This is a genomic window from Pseudomonas sp. S37, assembly GCF_016658545.1.
Classification (GTDB): domain Bacteria; phylum Pseudomonadota; class Gammaproteobacteria; order Pseudomonadales; family Pseudomonadaceae; genus Aquipseudomonas.
In genome coordinates, this window is sequence record NZ_JACVZC010000045.1 from 1 (window position 1) to 17,032 (window position 17,032).

The following is a 17,032-nucleotide window of genomic DNA, read 5'->3' on the forward strand; positions in this document are numbered from 1 at the left end:
CCCCCCCCCCCCCCCCCCCCCCCCCCCCCCCCCCCCCGCTCCTACAGGGGATCACACCGCCCAAACGCATAGTAGACAATATGTATAACACCGATAGACAATGACAATATGCCGCACTGCTACGGCCCAGGTGCCACTGGCGGCATGCCGTGCTAGTTCGTTTATCGGAGTATAAAAATGCAAAAAATCACTTCGTTGCCTGGCGATGACGCCCGTCCGGGCTGGTACCACACCAGCCCCAAACGTGCACCGCGCCCGGGCCATTCGGGGCGCAAGGAAGCACGCTGGACCATTGTCGGCGCTGGCTTGACCGGTTTGGCAGCAGCGCGCCAACTGGCGCTGAACTTCCCCGACGAGGAAATCGTGCTGGTCGAAGCCCAGGAAGTCGGCTTTGGCTCCGCTGGCCGTAATGCCGGCTTCGCCATCGACGTACCGCACGACATCGGCGCCAAGGACTACATCGGCGACGTCACCACCGCCACCAAAGTGCTGCGCCTGAACACCCTGGGCCAGGCATACCTGCGCGACATCGTCGAACGCAATGGCATCGACTGCCAGATGTCCGATTCCGGCAAGTACCAGGCTGCGGTCGGTGCCAAGGGCATTGCGATTCTCGAGGCCTACCGCAGCGGCCTGGAGAAGATCGGCTGCAGCTCCACCCTGATCAACGAGCAGGACCTGCCCGCGCACATCGGCACGTCGTACTACAAAAAAGCCCTGCACATCCCCGGCACCCTGCTGCTGCAGCCCTCGGCACTGGTCAAGGGCCTGGCCGACAACCTGCCAGCCAACGTTACCCTGTACGAACACACCCCGATCACTTCGATCGACCACGGCGACAAGATCACCCTGGTGCATGACCGCGGCACTATCGTCACCGACAAGCTGATCCTGGCCAACAACGGCTTCGCCTCGGCATTCGGCTTCCTCAAGGGCCGCCTGTTGCCGACCTTCCTCTACGCCAGCCTGAGCCGCCAACTGACGGACGAAGAACAGGCCCGTCTCGGCGGCCAGCCGGTATGGGGGGTGATCCCTGCGCACCCGTTCGGCAGTACCGTGCGCCGCACCGCCGACAACCGCATCCTGATCCGCAACAGTTTCAACTTCTACCCGGACGGCCGCCCACGCGCCAATGCCCTGCAAAGCCACCTGCCCACCCACCGCAAGTCGTTCGAGCGGCGCTTCCCGATGCTCGGCAATGTCGAGTTCGAATACTCCTGGAGCGGCGCCATTTGCCTGTCGGATAACCACGAGGGTTTCTTCGGCCAACTGGCCCCTAACGTATACGGCGCGCTGTGCTGCAACGGCCTGGGCATTACCCGTGGTACCGCCACCGGCAAGCTGCTGGCCGACTGGCTGGCCGGCGAGCGCAACGAACATATCGACTTCCTGCTGGCGTCCCCTGGGCCGAACAAGACCCCACCGCAACCGTTCCTGTCCATTGGCGTTAATTCGGTGCTCAAGTGGGGCCAGTTCCGCGCCGGCCTGGAAGTCTGACACTGCGGGCCTTGTGCCCGCCTTTGCGACACCGCATCACCCACAGACCAAGAGAGAATCATGCGTTCCACTGCACCACCCGTCATGATCGACGACGTTGAAATCAACAGCTTCCATCAACTGCTCACCCTGCGTACCGGGCTGGGCTGGGTGATGGTCGGTTATATCCTCAGCATCATTGGCGTGGCGACCCTGCCGATGTCGGCCGCGCTGCAACTGAGCGGCTTCTGGCAAGGCGTGATCGCCGCCATGGCCCTGCTCGGGGTGTTTGCCGGCGGCTTTTTTGGCGGCTGGCTGACCGACCGCGTGGGCCGACAGAAGCTGTTCTTCGTCGCCCCGGCCATTGTCATGCTGTCGTCGGTGGGCATGCTCTGGGTCCAGGACCCGCTGACCCTGTCGCTGTTGCGCCTGCTGTGCGGTCTGGCCGTCGGCATCGAGTACACCGCCGCCGGCTCGCTGCTGACCGAGTTCCTGCCACAAAGATCCCGGGGTTCGCGGCTGTCGCTGCTGACCGTGCTGTGGTTTGTCGGTGCCGCGCTGGCCTACATCACCGGCAACTTCATGCTCGCCGATGCCGGCCCCGAGCAATGGCGTGCCGTCATGGCCAGCCCGGCGATCATTGCCGGCCTGCTGCTGATGGCCCGCCTGGGCACCCCGGAATCGCCGCGCTGGCTGCTGAGCAAGGGCCGCCGCAAAGAGGCCGAGCAGGTGATCCGCAAGGTGTATGGGCGGGATTTTTCGCTGCGCAACATCCGCGATGACAGAGCCTCGGGCAACGCCATGACGTTCATCGGCGCACTGCGTGCGGGCTACGGCAAGCGCATCCTGTTCGTGGTGCTGTTCTGGGCCTGTGCGGTGATCCCCCTGTTCGCCGTGTATGCTTTCGTGCCCAAGCTGTTCCAGGCCCTGCAACTGACCGGCAACCTGGCTGCCTATGGCTCGGTGGGCATCACCCTGATCCTGGTGCTTGGCTGCTGCGTCGCCACCTGGTTGATCAACTACCTGGGGCGGCGCACCATCATCATCCACAGTTTTCTGTGGTCGGGGTTGGCACTGCTGGGGCTGGGGCTGTTCCCGGATGCCGAGGGCTGGGTGGTTTTGACGCTGTTTGGCGCCTACGCACTGTTCATCGGCGGCGCGCAAGTGCTGGAGTTCGTCTACCCCAACGAGCTGTTCCCAACCGAAATCCGCGCATTCGCGGTCGGTATGGGGGCATCGTTGGCGGCGTTCAGCTCGGCCATCGGTACCTGGCTGGTTCCGATTTCGCTGGAGCAGTTGGGCATTGCCAACACCCTGTTTGCGGCAACGGCCATTACCATGCTGGGGCTGGCCGTGTCGCTGGTGCTGGCGCCGGAGACCCGGTCGATGACCCTGCAGGAAGCGGCGGCGCTATAGGAGATCGCGCAGAGAACTGAGTTTGCAAGCGGTCCGCATACCCTTTGGGAGCGGCTTTAGCCGCGAAGAATCCAATGCGCTGCATGGCACCGGCTGCGCCGGTGTTCGCGGCTAAAGCCGCTCCCACAGTGTCCCTGCTAACTCAATGAGTTATGTGCAGTTCAATGAGAGCGGCCTGTGCATGCCTTGGAAGATCAGATACCTTCGCGGGCCAGGTCCATGGCGAAGTAAGTAAGGATCAGGTCGGCACCGGCGCGCTTGATCGCGCCAATGCTCTCGCGCACCACGCGGCCTTCATCGATGGCACCGGCCAGGCCACCGAACTTGATCATCGCGTACTCGCCACTTACCTGGTACGCCGCCAGCGGCAGGCGCGAGGCAGCGCGGATGTCGGCGATCACGTCCAGGTAGGCACCGGCCGGCTTGACCATCAGCACGTCCGCCCCTTCCTGCTCGTCGAGCAGCGACTCGCGCACGGCTTCGCGGCGGTTCATCGGGTTCATCTGGTAGCTCTTGCGGTCGCCCTTCAGGGCAGTGCCGCCGGCTTCACGGAACGGGCCATACAGCGACGAGGCAAACTTGGTGGAATAGGCCATGATCGCGGTGTCGTGGAAGCCAGCGCCATCCAGCGCGCTACGGATCGCCTGCACCTGGCCGTCCATCGCTGCCGACGGGGCAATGAAATCGGCACCGGCAGCAGCGGCAATCACCGCCTGCTTGCCCAGGTTGGCCAGGGTTGCATCGTTGTCCACACCATGGTCATGCATGACACCGCAGTGGCCATGGCTGGTGTACTCGCAGAAACAGGTGTCGGACATCACCACCATTTCCGGCACGGTGTCCTTGCAGATACGCGACATGCGCGCCACCAGGCCATTTTCGTTCCAGGTGTCGCTGCCAACGGCATCCAGGTTATGCGATACACCAAAGGTCATCACCGACTTGATGCCGGCGCGGGCATAGCGCTCGATTTCCTGGGCCAGCAGCTTCTCGGGAATACGGTTGACGCCCGGCATGCTGGTGATCGGCACGAAGTCGTCGATACCTTCTTCGACGAAGATCGGCAGGATCAGGTCTTCAAGGCGGAACTCGGTTTCCTGGAAGATCGTGCGCAGGGACTCGTTCTGGCGCAGGCGGCGGGGACGAACGGACGGGAATTGGTTGGACATGACTGCTCCAGGGAATTTGAACGGCGTATACCTTATGCCTGTCGGGCGCCAGTGAAAAGGCCAATTGACTAGATATTGCCTTGCGTCAAAGACAATGACTGGCCTGGGGTCTGATTATCCTGTGCTGGCCTCTTCGCGGGTAAACCCGCTCCCACAGGATTACCTCAGGCTCGAATACTGTGTGATCCCTGTGGGAGCGGGTTTACCCGCGAAGAGGCCGGTACAGGCAACAGATTACTGCAGCCAGGGCGGCGTCGGCTCTTCTGCCTTGGCCGGGCCATGCTCGGCTTCGGCCCTGGCCGCACGGCGGCGGGCGTCATCCAGCCGGGCGGCGTCGATTTCGCGCATTACCCCGCCCACGTCAGCTTCATGCTCGTCTTCCTCGAACACCCCGGTCAACGCGGTATCAGGCAGCAGCTTGCCGGCCTCATACAACGCCCACATTTCCTGCGCAAACCGCGTGCTTTTCAGCTCCGGGGCAAAACGCCCGAAGTAGTGGGCCATGTTGTCCACGTCACGCTGCAGCATGCTGAAGGCATGGTTGTTGGCTGCGGCATCCACCGCCTGCGGCAAGTCGATGATCACCGGCCCGTCCGGGCCGAGCAGCACGTTGAACTCGGATAGGTCGCCATGCACCAGCCCGGCACACAGCATCAGCACGATCTGGCGAATGACAAAGGCGTGGAACGTGCGGGCCTCTTCGGCTTCGAGGTGCACGTCGTTCAGGCGCGGGGCCGCATCGCCGTCGGCGTCGGTCACCAACTCCATCAGCAATACGCCGTCCTGGAAGTCGTAGGGCTTGGGTACCCGTACACCAGCACCGGCCAAACGGAACAATGCCGCCACTTCGGCGTTCTGCCAGGCGTCTTCGGCTTCTTTACGGCCGTACTTGCTGCCCTTGGCCATGGCCCGGGCCTGGCGGCTGTTACGCACCTTGCGGCCTTCCTGGTACTCGGCGGCCTGGCGAAAACTGCGCTTGTTGGCTTCTTTATAGACTTTGGCGCAGCGCACCTGGTTGCCGCAGCGCACCACATACACGGCGGCTTCCTTGCCACTCATCAACGGTCGCAGTACTTCGTCGACCAGGCCGTCCTCGATCAGGGGTTCGATTCTTTTGGGTGTCTTCATCAGGCTGCGTTCAGGGTCCTGGCTGTAATGCTGGACATCCTCTCACAGCCTGATGCGACTTGCTCGTCTGTCTGGTCGATAAGTTGACGCGCCCCTTGTAGGAGCGCACAGGCCAGAACTCGAGCCGTCAGGCTGCGCTCACTGCCACCCCGCGCGAGCGGCGGCGAGTGACCAGCAGGCCGGAACACACCACCAGCACCGCCAGCACCATAGTCGACACCACTTCAATACGGTGATCCGGGCGGAACAACATCAGCACCAGCACGCTACTGATGAACAGGATCACCGCCCAGGTCAGCCATGGGAACAGCCACATGCGGTAACTCAAGGTTTTGCCCTGTGCGGTCAGGCGCTGACGCAGGCGCAGCTGGCTAATGGCAATCACCAGGTACACCAGCAGGGCAATGGCGCCCGAGCTGGCCATGAGAAAGCCGAACACCTGGGCCGGCACCAGGTAATTGGCGATCACCGCCAGGAATGCCGCACCGGTAGACAGCAACACTGCCACCACCGGCGTACCACTGCGGCTGGTGACCTGGGCACAGGCCGGGGCATCACCACGCCGGCTCAGCGAATAGACCATGCGCGAGGCGGTGTACAGCGACGAGTTGAGGCAGCTGGTGACCGAAGTCAGCACCACGAAATCGATGATCGCCTTGGCGTTGGCCACGCCGAGGGTGTCCAGCACCGTGACATAAGAGCCCTCGGTAGACAGGCGCGGGTCGGTCCACGGCACCAGCGCAATGACGATGAAAATTGACAGGATATAGAACAGCGCAATCCGCCAGATCACCGAATTGGTGGCCTTGGAAATATGCTTGCCGGCCTCGTCCGACTCGGCCGCCGCAATGGTCACCACCTCAGCCCCCAGAAATGAAAACATGGTGATCAGCATGGCGCTGAGTACCGCACCAAAGCCGTTGGGCATGAAACCGCCGGTGTCCCACAGCCGCGAAACGCCGCTGACGCCAGAGCCTGGCAACAGGCCAAAAATGGCACAGGCACCCAGGGCGATAAAGCTGACGATAGCCACCACCTTGACCAGTGCCAGCCAGAACTCGAATTCGCCGTAGTTCTTTACGCTGAACAGGTTGGTGGCGGTCAGCAGCAAGGTGATCACCAGCGACAGGACCCAGATCTCCAGCTGCGGCACCCAGGAATTGATGATGGTGGCGGCAATATTGGCCTCGATCGGAATGATCAAGACCCAGAACCACCAGTAAAGCCAGCCGATGGTGTAGCCGGCCCACTTGCCGATGGCGAGGTCGGCATAGGTGGAAAACGAACCGGTATCCGGTGAGGCGACGGCCATTTCCGCCAGCATGCGCATCACCAGCACCACCAGGCCACCCGCGAGGATATAGGCCAGGATGGTGGCCGGCCCGGCTTCGGCGATGGCGCGACCAGAGCCGACAAACAGGCCGGCGCCGATCACGCCGGCAATGGACAGCATGGTCACATGCCGTGATTTCAATCCATGACTCAAATTGTTCTTGTGGGTTTGCATGGCACTACCTTGTTGTTTTTGTCATGCCCGCGGGCTGCACGTCACCGACGCGGGCGCGAAAAAGCCCGCCCTGCCCTAAATGGTGAGTAGGGCAGTTCGGGTTGAGTAAAGCGAAACCGCAGAAGGTGTTACGAAGGTGTCAGCCGGCCGCCCGCTGGCTGGCCGCCAGATCTGCCTTGGGGAAGCTGCCACCCTGCAGGCTGACCTGTTCACGCACCTTGTCGACGATGTAGGCGCCGATCGGAATGGCCGAGGTGGCGGCCGGGGATGGTGCGTTGCACACGTTGACGCTGCGCGCGGTGTTGACGAACAGGAAGTCGTCGATCAGCTTGCCGTCGCGCGACACCGCCTGGGCGCGCACGCCGGCCGGGTATGGCGTGAGGTCGGCCTTGGTGATGCTCGGGCAGTACTTCTGCACTTGCTTGAGGTAGCCACCCTTGAACAGCGAGTTCTTCATCTCGATCAAGCCCGGGCGGAAGTTCTTCGCCAGCACCTTGAGAATACCGGGGGTGGTCAGGGTCTGCAGCAGGTCGCCGGGGCTGACGTCGGTCTTGCGGTAACCCTCGCGCTTCATCGCCAGTACCGCGTTGGGGCCAACGGTGACGGTACCGTCGATCATGCGGGTCAGATGCACACCCAAAAACGGCATCGACGGGTCGGGGATCGGGTAGATCAGGTGGTTGACGATCTGGTTGTGCTGCTTGGGCAGCAGGTAGTACTCGCCACGGAACGGGCAAATGACGAACTCGGTGCGCAGGCCCAGCATGCTGACCACACGGTCGGCCATCAGCCCAGAGCAGGTCACCAGGAAACGGCTGCGGAACTCGTCCCGCGGGGTGCGCACGACCACTTCGCTGGCCAGTTCCTGCAGGCCGACTACCTCGGCACCGTAGCGGATTTCGCCACCGGCACGCTGGAATTCGGCGCCCATGGCCGCGGTTACCTGCGCGTAATTGACGATGCCACTGGACGGCACGAAGATGCCACCCATGCCAACGATATTGGGTTCGCGCTCGCGCAACTCGTCAGCCGACAGCCAGTAGCGCTCCAGGCCGTTGGCCTCGGTGCGCTCCCACAGCGCCTTCATGCGTTGCATTTCAAGGTCGTTGGTCGCGACCAGCAACTTGCCGCATTCATCAAAGCGGATGCCGTGCTCGGTGCAGAAAGCCTTGGTGGCCTTGTTGCCTTCCAGGCAGAAGCGCGCCTTGAGGCTGCCGGGGGTGTAATACACGCCGGCGTGAATCACGCCGCTGTTGTGGCCGGTCTGGTGGCGGGCCGGGCCGGACTCTTTTTCCAGCAGGAGAATCTTCGCGTCCGGGTAAACCTTGACCAGGTGCATGGCCGTGGACATGCCCACAATGCCACCGCCAATAATGATGAAATCGTACACAGCCTTACCTCACACGCAGGCATTGCCTGGCTGGCTCACCAAGGCCAGCGCGGGCCCTGGTGGCATCGTTTTGTGCAAAGACGCGTGGGCGGGCGCCCGCCCCGCGTCCTGTCTTTATTGCCCGCGCTGGTACAGCGGTTTGGGGAACGCCACATAACCACGCTGGCGCATCAGCTCGCGGCGCAGGCCCTCGTGCGGGGTGAAGCGGTCACGGCCATGCAGCCAGAACAGGTTGTTGATCAGCAGGAAGCTGCCGACACCCACCGGTACCGAAACCTTCTTCTCGCTGCCTTCCAGCGAATTGGACAGCGCATTCAACCAGATGCCTTCCTCGTAGTTTTCCGGCTGCACGAACTGGTCAATGTAGCGCATGGTCGGGCGCCCTTCGCCATCGGTATCGAACACCGGGTGGAATACATCTTCGGCCACCTTCTTGCTTGGCGGTGCGGTCCAGCGCATTTCACGGCGCGCCATCGGGTGACGGAAGAAAGCCTCGCACTGCTCCCAGTCATCCAGGTGCAGCAGCAGCGAGTTGCCGCCTTCCATGTTCTTTTCGTCGATCTTCAGCATCAGCACGTAGTCGGTGATCTGGTTGACGAAGGTGCCGTCGTTGTGCAGCTCCATGACCCGGTGCGGCTGGCGCAGGTAGCTGTCGGAGTTGTCGCTGTTGACCACCACGAAGCGCGCATAGAACTGGCCGCTCATGGCGTCGTAGTTGGAGCGGCCGATCAGGTGCGCACAGGCGGTGGTGAACTTGACCATATCCTCGGCCTGGCTCACGTCGTCCAGGCCGACCGGGGTGATCAGCATACCGCCGGTGGCGCGGTCGAGGATGGAGTTGAGCAGCACCGGGCGCAGGGTGCCCTGGCACAGCTCGTCAAGGATTTCGCCTACGCGAAAACGCAGGAACGACTTGTACTCCAGCGCCTGCACCGGCCATTGGGCAACGGCCTGGACGAACGCTTCGACGGTTTCCCGGGCAAAGGTCAGCTCCAGCAGGCGCGGCGATTGCTTCGACGGGGCGATGGTGTAACCACGCGGCTCGAGCGGCAGCGGCATGGCAAGTTCGTCGATCTGCGTAAAGGCGTTCATGGCAGTGTCCTGGCTAAGAAGTTGGGTGGCGCCGTCCGGTGGTGACCTGGATCAGTGCGGGCGAGGTAAAAATATCGCCACTAACTCAAAATGTCTACATTTTTATGTTTGGGCGATATTTGGATTGATTGTCCATTGTTTTTCGTCGGCTGAGGGTTTCGGTATGATCGGCAAAACGTTTTGAGGAACAGGATCTTGGACGCGCTCGCCCCCCGACAAAACTCAGCATTCAGCGGGTATGAGAGGCTCAAGAAGGACATCATCCGCGGCGTGTTCAAGCCCGGCGAAAAGCTGCTGATGAGTGCCCTGAAGGAACGCTATGACCTGGGCGTCGGCCCGCTGCGCGAAGCACTGTCGCAACTGGTGGCCGAACACCTGGTGAATGCCATCAGCCAGAAAGGCTACCGGGTGGCACCCATGTCACTGGACGAGATGAACGACATCTACGACGCCCGCGCCAACCTGGAGGCCATGATCATTGCCCTGGCCATCGAGCGCGGCGACGACGCCTGGGAGGCGTCGGTGCTGGCCCATTCGCACACCCTGGCCAAGGTGGTGGAAGTAAAAACCCGCGAGCAGCGCCTGGATGTGTGGGATGAGCGGCACAAGGCCTTTCATACCGCCATTGCCTCGGGCTGCGGCTCCAAGCATCTGCTGCAGGCGCGCACCTACCTGTTCGACCAGGCTGAGCGCTACCGCCACCTGTGGCTGACGCAGACGGTGTTTTCCGAACAGGCGCTTGAACTCAAGCGCCAGGAGCATGCGGCGTTGGTCGAGGTGATCCTGGCTCGGGACGCCAAGCGCGCCAGCGCCATGATGCGCTCGCACCTGATGACGCCGGTGCCGATCATTGCGCAGATCATGCATGCAGAAGGGATAGGCGCCCGCTGAAACACCGTGGCGCCTGCTTCGCGGGTAAACCCGCTCCTACAGGGATCTCTTCTGCCTTAGGATGTCGCTGTACCTGTGGGAGCGGGTTTACCCGCGAAGAGGCCAGAGCAGGCAAAACACCCTAGATGAATTTTTCTTAAATCGCCGGTTGTCTATTCTTTGGCACAATCAAGTCTCTATTAGATGCCCAGGAACCAGCATGCCTCGCGTACTGACCATCGAAGACGACGCCGTCACCGGCCAGGAAATCGTCGCCGAACTTACCAGCCACGGCCTTGAGGTGGATTGGGCCGATAACGGCCGCGAAGGCCTGGCCAAGGCCATTGCCGGCGGCTACGACCTGATCACCCTGGACCGCATGCTGCCCGAGGTCGATGGCCTGACCATCGTCACGACCCTGCGCAGCCTCAAGATCGCCACGCCGATCCTGATGATCAGCGCCCTCTCCGACGTCGACGAGCGGGTACGCGGCTTGCGGGCCGGTGGTGACGACTACCTGACCAAGCCGTTCGCCTCCGATGAAATGGCCGCGCGGGTAGAGGTCCTGCTGCGCCGCAACAGCGTGCCCATGACCCAGACCCGCCTGCAGGTCGCCGACCTGCAACTGGACCTGATCAGCCACGAAGCACGCCGCGGTGACAACACCCTCAACCTGCTGCCCACCGAGTACAAGCTGCTGGAGTACCTGATGCGCCACAGTGGCCAGGTGATCACGCGGATGATGATCTTCGAGGAAGTATGGGGCTACCACTTCGACCCGGGCACCAACCTGATCGACGTGCACATCGGCCGCCTGCGCAAGAAAATCGACTCCCCCGGCCAGTCGCCGCTGATCCGTACGGTACGGGGTTCGGGCTATGCCATTGCTGAACCCGTCTAAAGGCTGGAGTTCATCGACCAGCCGCCTGCTGGCGCTGTACAGCTTCCTGTTCGTGGCCTGGAGCAGCATCCTCATGGGGGTGCTGTACTTCGAGGTGTCCAGCTACCTGAACAAGCTCACCCGCCACTCCATGCTGCAGCGCCAGCACCTGTTCGCACACATGAGCGGCAAGCAGCTGGACGACGCCCTGATCGCCAGCCAGGCCTTCGAAGAACGCAGCTTCGATGCCTATGGTTTGTTCGACGCCCAGCTCAACCCGCTTGGCGGCAGCGTGCGCGCCCTGCCCCCGGAACTGCGGCTGGACGGCAAGATTCATGAATTGAAGCGTTGCCTGGATGCCGACGACCCGCACATGCCCCGCGACAGCTGCGATGCGGTGGCGATCAAGGTGCAGGACGGCCGCTGGCTGGTGTTGTTCCGCGATAACGGCTCACTGTTCGTAGTAACCCGGATCATTCTCGATGCCCTGCTCTGGGGTATTTCCCTGACGCTGATCCCGGGTTTTGCCGGCTGGTACCTGCTGCGCCGCCGGCCACTCAAGCGTATCCGCGCCATCCAGGCCCAGGCCGAGCTTATCGTCGCCGGCGACCTTACCCACCGCCTGCCGCTGTCGGCCCGGCGTGACGAACTGGACATGCTGGCCGCCATCGTCAATGCCATGCTCGACCGCATCGAGCGGCTGATGCACGAGGTCAAGGGCGTGTGCGACAACATTGCCCATGACCTGCGCACCCCGCTAACCCGCCTGCGTGCACAGCTGTACCGTATTCGCCAGCAAAGTGATGTGGATTCAGCGCAGGCCGAGGCGCTGGACCAGGCCATCGGTGAAACCGACACGCTGATGGCTCGTTTTCGTGGTTTGCTGCGCATCAGCGAACTGGAAGACCGTCAGCGACGCGCCGGCTTCGTGCAGCTAGACCCGCATGGGCTGCTGGTAGAGCTGCACGACTTTTACCTGCCGTTGGCCGAAGATGGCGGCATCCATCTGGAATTGCACCAACCTGCTCAGCTACCGGCGCTGCACGGCGACCGCGAACTGCTGTTTGAAGCACTTGCCAACCTGGTGGGCAATGCCATCAAGTTCACGCCCGAGGGCGGACAGGTGCAGGTAACCGCCACGCAGGACGAGCACGGCGTGCATGTAGCGATCGAGGACAGTGGGCCGGGTATTCCGGAAGAAGAACGAACCGCGGTGTTGAAGCGCTTCTATCGCAGCGATGAAGGCCACCGCCATGCCGGGTTCGGGCTGGGGTTATCGATCGTTGCGGCGATCGTCGACCTGCACGGGTTCGGGTTGGAGATTGGCGAGAGCCCGTTGGGTGGGGCGAAGCTGGTTTTGCATTGTCCGTTGGCTGGGCTAGCCAAGTAGAAATGGGGCCGCTTTGCGGCCCTATTACGTTTGTAGGAGCGGGTTTACCCGCGAACACCGGCAAAGCCGGTGCCAGCCACCGTGGCGCCTGCTTCGCGGGTAAACCCGCTCCTACAACCCGCCCTCATCAAGCCGATCAGTCAGCCAGACGCCAGGTAGTCGCACCCTTGCTGTCTTCCAGCACTACGCCCATGGCGGTCAGCTGGTCGCGAATGCGGTCCGACTCGGCCCAGTTCTTGTCCGCACGCGCCTGCAGGCGCGCCTGGATCAAGCCTTCGACTTCTGCCGCATCCACCTTGCCTTCAGCGCCGGCACGCAGGAAGTCATCGGCTTCCAGCTGCAGCACACCCAGCACATCACCCAGCTCACGCAGGCGCCCGGCCAGGCCGGCAGCCGCCTCTACGTCACTGTCGCGCAGGCGGTTGATCTCGCGCACCAGGTCGAACAGTACGGCGCAGGCTTCGGGGGTACCGAAGTCGTCGTTCATCGCAACGCTGAAACGCTCGACAAACGCCTCGCCGCCCTTGGCCGCCACCCGTGGCAAGCCGCGCAGGGCGTGGTAGAAGCGCTCCAGTGCGCCCTTGGCGTCGCGCAGGCTGTCTTCCGAGTAGTTGATCGCACTGCGGTAGTGGCTGGCCACCAGCAGGTAGCGCACCACTTCCGGGTGGTACTTTTCGAGCACGTCGCGGATGGTGAAAAAGTTGTTCAACGACTTGGACATCTTCTCGCCATTGATACGGATCATGCCGCAGTGCATCCAGGCATTGGCGTACTGCTTGCCGGTAGCCGCCTCGCTCTGGGCAATCTCGTTCTCGTGGTGCGGGAACTCCAGGTCGCTGCCGCCACCGTGGATGTCGAAGCTGTCACCCAGGCAGCAGGTGGACATCACCGAGCACTCGATGTGCCAGCCTGGACGGCCCGGGCCCCATGGCGACTCCCAGCTTGGCTCGCCTGGCTTGACGCCTTTCCACAACACGAAGTCCAGCGGGTCCTGCTTGGCCTCGTCGACCTCGATGCGGGCACCGATGCGCAGGTCTTCGATCTTCTTGCGCGACAGCTTGCCGTAGCCGACGAACTTGCCGACGCGGTAGTAAACGTCACCGTTGCCCGGGGCGTAGGCGTAACCCTTGTCGATCAGGGTCTGGATCATCGCGTGCATGCCGGCGATATGGTCGGTGGCACGCGGTTCCTGGTCCGGCGGCAGGATGTTCAGGCGGCGCTCGTCTTCGTGCATCGCGTCGATCATGCGGGCCGTGAGTGCGTCGAAGGTTTCGCCGTTCTCGTTGGCCCGGTTGATGATCTTGTCATCGATGTCGGTGATGTTGCGCACATAGGTCAGCTCGTAGCCGCTTTTACGCAGCCAGCGGGTGACCAGGTCGAACGCCACCATGCTGCGGCCATGGCCAAGGTGGCAATAGTCGTACACGGTCATGCCGCACACGTACATGCGCACCTTGTTGCCATCCAGCGGCTTGAAGGTTTCCTTGGTTTTGCTCAGCGTGTTGTAAATGTTAAGCACGGCGGTTCCTTAGCTGCCCCAGGAGTCACGCAAGGTGACAGTGCGGTTGAACACCGGGCGACCCGGCTGGCTGTCTTTCAGGTCGGCGCAGAAGTAGCCTTCGCGCTCGAACTGGAAACGGTCTTCAGGCTGCGCCTGGGCCAGCGATGGCTCGGCGCGGCAACCGGTCAGCACTTGCAGCGAATCCGGGTTGATGTTGTCGAGGAAGCTGCCGCCGTCTTCGGTTTTTTCCGGGTTGGCGGAGCGGAACAGGCGGTCGTACAGGCGCACTTCACACTCGACGCTGCCTTCGGCCGGTACCCAGTGGATCACGCCTTTGACCTTGCGGCCTTCCGGGTTCTTGCCGAGGGTTTGCGGGTCGTACGAGCACCGCAGCTCGACGATGTTGCCGTCGGCGTCCTTGATGGCCTCGTCGGCGCGGATCACGTAGCTGCCACGCAGGCGCACTTCACCGGCCGGTTCCAGGCGCTTGTAGCCCTTCGGCGGCTCTTCCATGAAGTCGTCACGGTCGATGTACAGCTCGCGGGAGAACGGCAGCACGCGCACGCCCATGTCTTCCTTCGGGTGGCGCGGCAGTTCGAGCTGCTCGACCTGGCCTTCCGGGTAGTTGGTAATGACCACTTTCAGCGGGCGCAGCACGCACATGGCGCGCGGTGCGGTACGGTCGAGGTCGTCACGGATGCTGAACTCGAGCATCGACATGTCGACCACGCCGTCGGAGCGGTTGGTGCCGATCATTTCGCAGAAGTTGCGGATAGAAGCCGGGGTGTAACCGCGACGACGGAAGCCGGACAGGGTCGACATGCGCGGATCATCCCAGGCGTCGACATGCTTCTCGTCGACCAACTGCTTGAGCTTGCGCTTGGAGGTGATGGTGTAGTTCAGGTTCAGGCGGCTGAACTCGTACTGACGCGGGTGGGCCGGCACCGGCAGGTTGTCGAGGAACCAGTCGTAAAGCGGACGATGCCCTTCGAATTCCAGGGTGCAGATCGAGTGGGTAATGCCCTCGATGGCATCCGACTGGCCGTGGGTAAAGTCGTAGTTGGGGTAGATGCACCACTTGTCACCGGTCTGGTGGTGGTGGGCATGACGAATGCGATACAGGATCGGGTCGCGCAGGTTCATGTTCGGCGAGGCCATGTCGATCTTGGCACGCAGCACGCGCTCACCGTCCTGGAACTCGCCGGCCTTCATGCGGGCGAACAGCTCGAGGTTTTCTTCCACGCTGCGCTCGCGGAACGGGCTGTTCTTGCCCGGCTCCTTGAGGTTGCCACGGTACTCCTTGGCCTGCTCGGGGGTAAGGTCGCAGACATAGGCCTTGCCGCGTTTGATCAGCTCCACCGCCCAGTCGTGCAACTGGTCGAAGTAGTCGGAGGCGTAGCGCACTTCGCCGGCCCAGTCGAAGCCCAACCACTTGACATCGCTCTGGATGGCATCGATGTACTCCTGGTCTTCCTTGGCCGGGTTGGTGTCGTCGAAACGCAGGTGGCAGACACCACCGAACTCCTTGGCCAGGCCGAAGTTGACGCAAATCGACTTGGCATGGCCGATGTGCAGGTAACCATTGGGCTCCGGCGGGAAACGGGTGACGATGCTGCTGTGCTTGCCCGAGTCCAGGTCGGCCTGGATGATCGGCCGCAGGAAGTTCGCAGGGACAGCGGGGGCGCCTTTGGCAGCGGCGTTGGGCGCGTTGTCGGCAGTGGGCTTGCTCATAGGATCCTTGAATGCATGTGTCCAGCCTGGGTAGGCCGATTGAATCAAAGGGCCTATCATAGCCGAAGCAGTCAAGCTGCTGACAGTCGGGCCCGGACAAACTGGCGTGATTTATCACGGCTTTTTGCCGCAGCCTGGCAAAATGGCCGGTGCGCGCCATGTGTCGCGATCGCCTGATCCTGCGTCAGGTGATAACACGCGCCCAGCGCACCCTAATTTCCGTATGCCTTGAAAGAGCGAATTTCAGCATGTCCAAAGTCAAACTGAGCACCAACCACGGCGACATCGTCCTGCAACTGAACGCCGAGAAAGCTCCGCAAACTGTTGAGAACTTCGTTCAATACGTCAAAGACGGCCACTTCACCAACACCGTATTCCACCGTGTGATCAAGGGCTTCATGATCCAGGGCGGCGGCTTCGAGCCAGGCATGACCCAGAAAAAAACCCGCGCCAGCATCCAGAACGAAGCTGACAACGGCCTGAAAAACACCAAGTACAGCATCGCCATGGCCCGTACCATGGAGCCGCACTCTGCTTCGGCACAGTTCTTCATCAACGCTTCCGACAACGACTTCCTCAACCACAGCGGCAAGAACGTGCAAGGCTGGGGTTACGCGGTATTCGGCGAAGTGATCGAAGGCCGTGAAGTGGTTGATGCCATCGAAAAGGTTGCCACCGGTTCCAAGGCTGGCCACCAGGACGTACCGAAAGACGACGTGATCATCGAGAAAGCCGAGATCATTGAGTGATTCTGCTGATCTCTGATCTGCACCTGCAAGAAGAACGCCCGGATATTTCCCGGGCGTTTCTTGATCTGCTCGATGGCCGGGCACGCCACGCCAAGGCGCTGTACATTCTTGGCGACTTCTTCGAAGCGTGGATTGGCGACGACGCCATGACGCCCTTCCAGCAGTCGATCTGCCAGGCCCTGCGCCGGCTGAGCGACAGCGGCACGGCCATCTACCTGATGCACGGCAACCGTGACTTCCTGATAGGCCAGGCCTTTTGCGACGCCGCCGGTTGCACGTTGTTGAACGACCCCTGCGTGATCGAACTGGGCGGTGAACAGGTGCTGCTGATGCATGGCGACACCTTGTGTACCCGTGATCTGGGCTACATGAAAATGCGCCGCCTGCTGCGCAACCCGCTGAGCTTGTGGATTTTGCGCAACCTGCCGCTGTCGGCCCGCTACAAGCTGGCACGCAAGCTGCGCAGCGAAAGCCGCACGCAAACGCGGATGAAGTCCACTGAAATTGTCGACGTCACGCCGGAGGAAGTACCGAAGGTGATGGCGGCGCATGGCGTGCGCACACTGGTGCACGGCCATACCCATCGACCGGCGATTCACAAGCTGGTGGTTGACGGGAAGCCGGCACGGCGCATCGTGCTGGGTGACTGGGACCGCCGGGGTTGGGCCTTGCAGGTTGATGAGCAAGGGTTTCAACTGGCGCCGTTCGAGTTTTCCTGAAGGGTTGCGCTTGC

At 62.2% G+C, this 17,032-nt stretch carries 14 protein-coding genes; 7 read left to right on the forward strand and 7 right to left on the reverse strand.

The genetic code is table 11. The features are described from left to right. Positions 1–177 precede the first annotated feature (177 nt). Both IAE39_RS15415 and IAE39_RS15420 read left to right on the forward strand, forming a co-directional pair. Positions 178–1,497: an NAD(P)/FAD-dependent oxidoreductase gene (locus IAE39_RS15415; RefSeq protein WP_201203836.1), complete on the forward strand. Its 1,320-nt coding sequence runs from the start codon at positions 178–180 to the stop codon at positions 1,495–1,497. 60 nt (positions 1,498–1,557) lie between these two features. Next, a complete protein-coding gene (locus IAE39_RS15420) occupies positions 1,558–2,892 on the forward strand; it encodes an MFS transporter (RefSeq protein ID WP_201203838.1) in 1,335 nt (444 codons plus the stop codon). Positions 2,893–3,086: 194 nt separating this feature from the next. Here IAE39_RS15420 and hemB read toward each other — a convergent pair whose 3' ends face one another. The 5 genes from hemB to glaH form a co-directional block, all read right to left on the reverse strand. Next, positions 3,087–4,061 carry a porphobilinogen synthase gene (hemB, locus tag IAE39_RS15425; protein ID WP_201203840.1) on the reverse strand — a complete coding sequence of 325 codons (975 nt, stop codon included), beginning with the start codon at positions 4,059–4,061 and terminating at the stop codon, positions 3,087–3,089. 234 nt (positions 4,062–4,295) lie between these two features. Then, entirely contained in the window at positions 4,296–5,189 is an 894-nt protein-coding gene (locus tag IAE39_RS15430) for a PA4780 family RIO1-like protein kinase (RefSeq protein WP_201203841.1), read from the reverse strand. Positions 5,190–5,316: 127 nt separating this feature from the next. After that, complete coding sequence (gene gabP, locus IAE39_RS15435; RefSeq protein ID WP_201203851.1) at positions 5,317–6,696, reverse strand: GABA permease; 1,380 nt, start codon at positions 6,694–6,696, stop codon at positions 5,317–5,319. A gap of 139 nt (positions 6,697–6,835) precedes the next feature. Further along, entirely contained in the window at positions 6,836–8,086 is a 1,251-nt protein-coding gene (gene lhgO, locus IAE39_RS15440) for an L-2-hydroxyglutarate oxidase (protein ID WP_201203853.1), read from the reverse strand. Between the two features lie 114 nt (positions 8,087–8,200). Further along, a complete protein-coding gene (glaH, locus tag IAE39_RS15445; RefSeq protein WP_201203855.1) occupies positions 8,201–9,178 on the reverse strand; it encodes a glutarate dioxygenase GlaH in 978 nt (325 codons plus the stop codon). A 195-nt stretch (positions 9,179–9,373) separates the two neighbouring features. Here glaH and csiR point away from each other — a divergent pair, with 195 nt between their 5' ends. From csiR to IAE39_RS15460, 3 genes are all read left to right on the forward strand, one after another. Then, positions 9,374–10,069 carry a DNA-binding transcriptional regulator CsiR gene (csiR, locus tag IAE39_RS15450; protein WP_201203857.1) on the forward strand — a complete coding sequence of 232 codons (696 nt, stop codon included), beginning with the start codon at positions 9,374–9,376 and terminating at the stop codon, positions 10,067–10,069. 199 nt (positions 10,070–10,268) lie between these two features. Beyond that, positions 10,269–10,949 carry a response regulator transcription factor gene (locus IAE39_RS15455; protein WP_012272507.1) on the forward strand — a complete coding sequence of 227 codons (681 nt, stop codon included), beginning with the start codon at positions 10,269–10,271 and terminating at the stop codon, positions 10,947–10,949. After that, positions 10,927–12,318, forward strand: coding sequence for a sensor histidine kinase (locus IAE39_RS15460; RefSeq protein WP_201203859.1), 1,392 nt, complete (start codon positions 10,927–10,929; stop codon positions 12,316–12,318). The genes IAE39_RS15455 and IAE39_RS15460 overlap by 23 nt, the downstream gene beginning before the upstream one ends. 136 nt (positions 12,319–12,454) lie before the next feature. Here IAE39_RS15460 and cysS read toward each other — a convergent pair whose 3' ends face one another. Together cysS and IAE39_RS15470 are read right to left on the reverse strand one after the other, a co-directional pair. After that, the gene (gene cysS / locus IAE39_RS15465; protein WP_201203860.1) at positions 12,455–13,837 is read right to left on the reverse strand and encodes a cysteine--tRNA ligase; all 1,383 of its coding nucleotides are present in this window, start codon (positions 13,835–13,837) and stop codon (positions 12,455–12,457) included. A gap of 9 nt (positions 13,838–13,846) precedes the next feature. After that, positions 13,847–15,550: a glutamine--tRNA ligase/YqeY domain fusion protein gene (locus tag IAE39_RS15470; protein WP_201203861.1), complete on the reverse strand. Its 1,704-nt coding sequence runs from the start codon at positions 15,548–15,550 to the stop codon at positions 13,847–13,849. A 248-nt stretch (positions 15,551–15,798) separates the two neighbouring features. Between IAE39_RS15470 and IAE39_RS15475 the strand changes: the two genes are divergently transcribed. Continuing rightward, positions 15,799–16,299 carry a peptidylprolyl isomerase gene (locus IAE39_RS15475; RefSeq protein ID WP_201203862.1) on the forward strand — a complete coding sequence of 167 codons (501 nt, stop codon included), beginning with the start codon at positions 15,799–15,801 and terminating at the stop codon, positions 16,297–16,299. After that, positions 16,296–17,018, forward strand: a complete 723-nt coding sequence (locus tag IAE39_RS15480; protein ID WP_201203863.1) for a UDP-2,3-diacylglucosamine diphosphatase — start codon at positions 16,296–16,298, stop codon at positions 17,016–17,018. The genes IAE39_RS15475 and IAE39_RS15480 overlap by 4 nt, the downstream gene beginning before the upstream one ends. Positions 17,019–17,032: the final 14 nt, after the last annotated feature.

Coding starts and splice junctions, on each gene's coding strand:
- IAE39_RS15415 (WP_201203836.1), top strand. CDS start 178: ATGCAAAAAATCACTTCGTTGCCTGGCGATGACGCCCGTCCGGGCTGG.
- IAE39_RS15420 (WP_201203838.1), top strand. CDS start 1,558: ATGCGTTCCACTGCACCACCCGTCATGATCGACGACGTTGAAATCAAC.
- hemB (WP_201203840.1), bottom strand. CDS start 4,061: ATGTCCAACCAATTCCCGTCCGTTCGTCCCCGCCGCCTGCGCCAGAAC.
- IAE39_RS15430 (WP_201203841.1), bottom strand. CDS start 5,189: ATGAAGACACCCAAAAGAATCGAACCCCTGATCGAGGACGGCCTGGTC.
- gabP (WP_201203851.1), bottom strand. CDS start 6,696: ATGCAAACCCACAAGAACAATTTGAGTCATGGATTGAAATCACGGCAT.
- glaH (WP_201203855.1), bottom strand. CDS start 9,178: ATGAACGCCTTTACGCAGATCGACGAACTTGCCATGCCGCTGCCGCTC.
- IAE39_RS15455 (WP_012272507.1), top strand. CDS start 10,269: ATGCCTCGCGTACTGACCATCGAAGACGACGCCGTCACCGGCCAGGAA.
- IAE39_RS15460 (WP_201203859.1), top strand. CDS start 10,927: ATGCCATTGCTGAACCCGTCTAAAGGCTGGAGTTCATCGACCAGCCGC.
- IAE39_RS15470 (WP_201203861.1), bottom strand. CDS start 15,550: ATGAGCAAGCCCACTGCCGACAACGCGCCCAACGCCGCTGCCAAAGGC.
- IAE39_RS15475 (WP_201203862.1), top strand. CDS start 15,799: ATGTCCAAAGTCAAACTGAGCACCAACCACGGCGACATCGTCCTGCAA.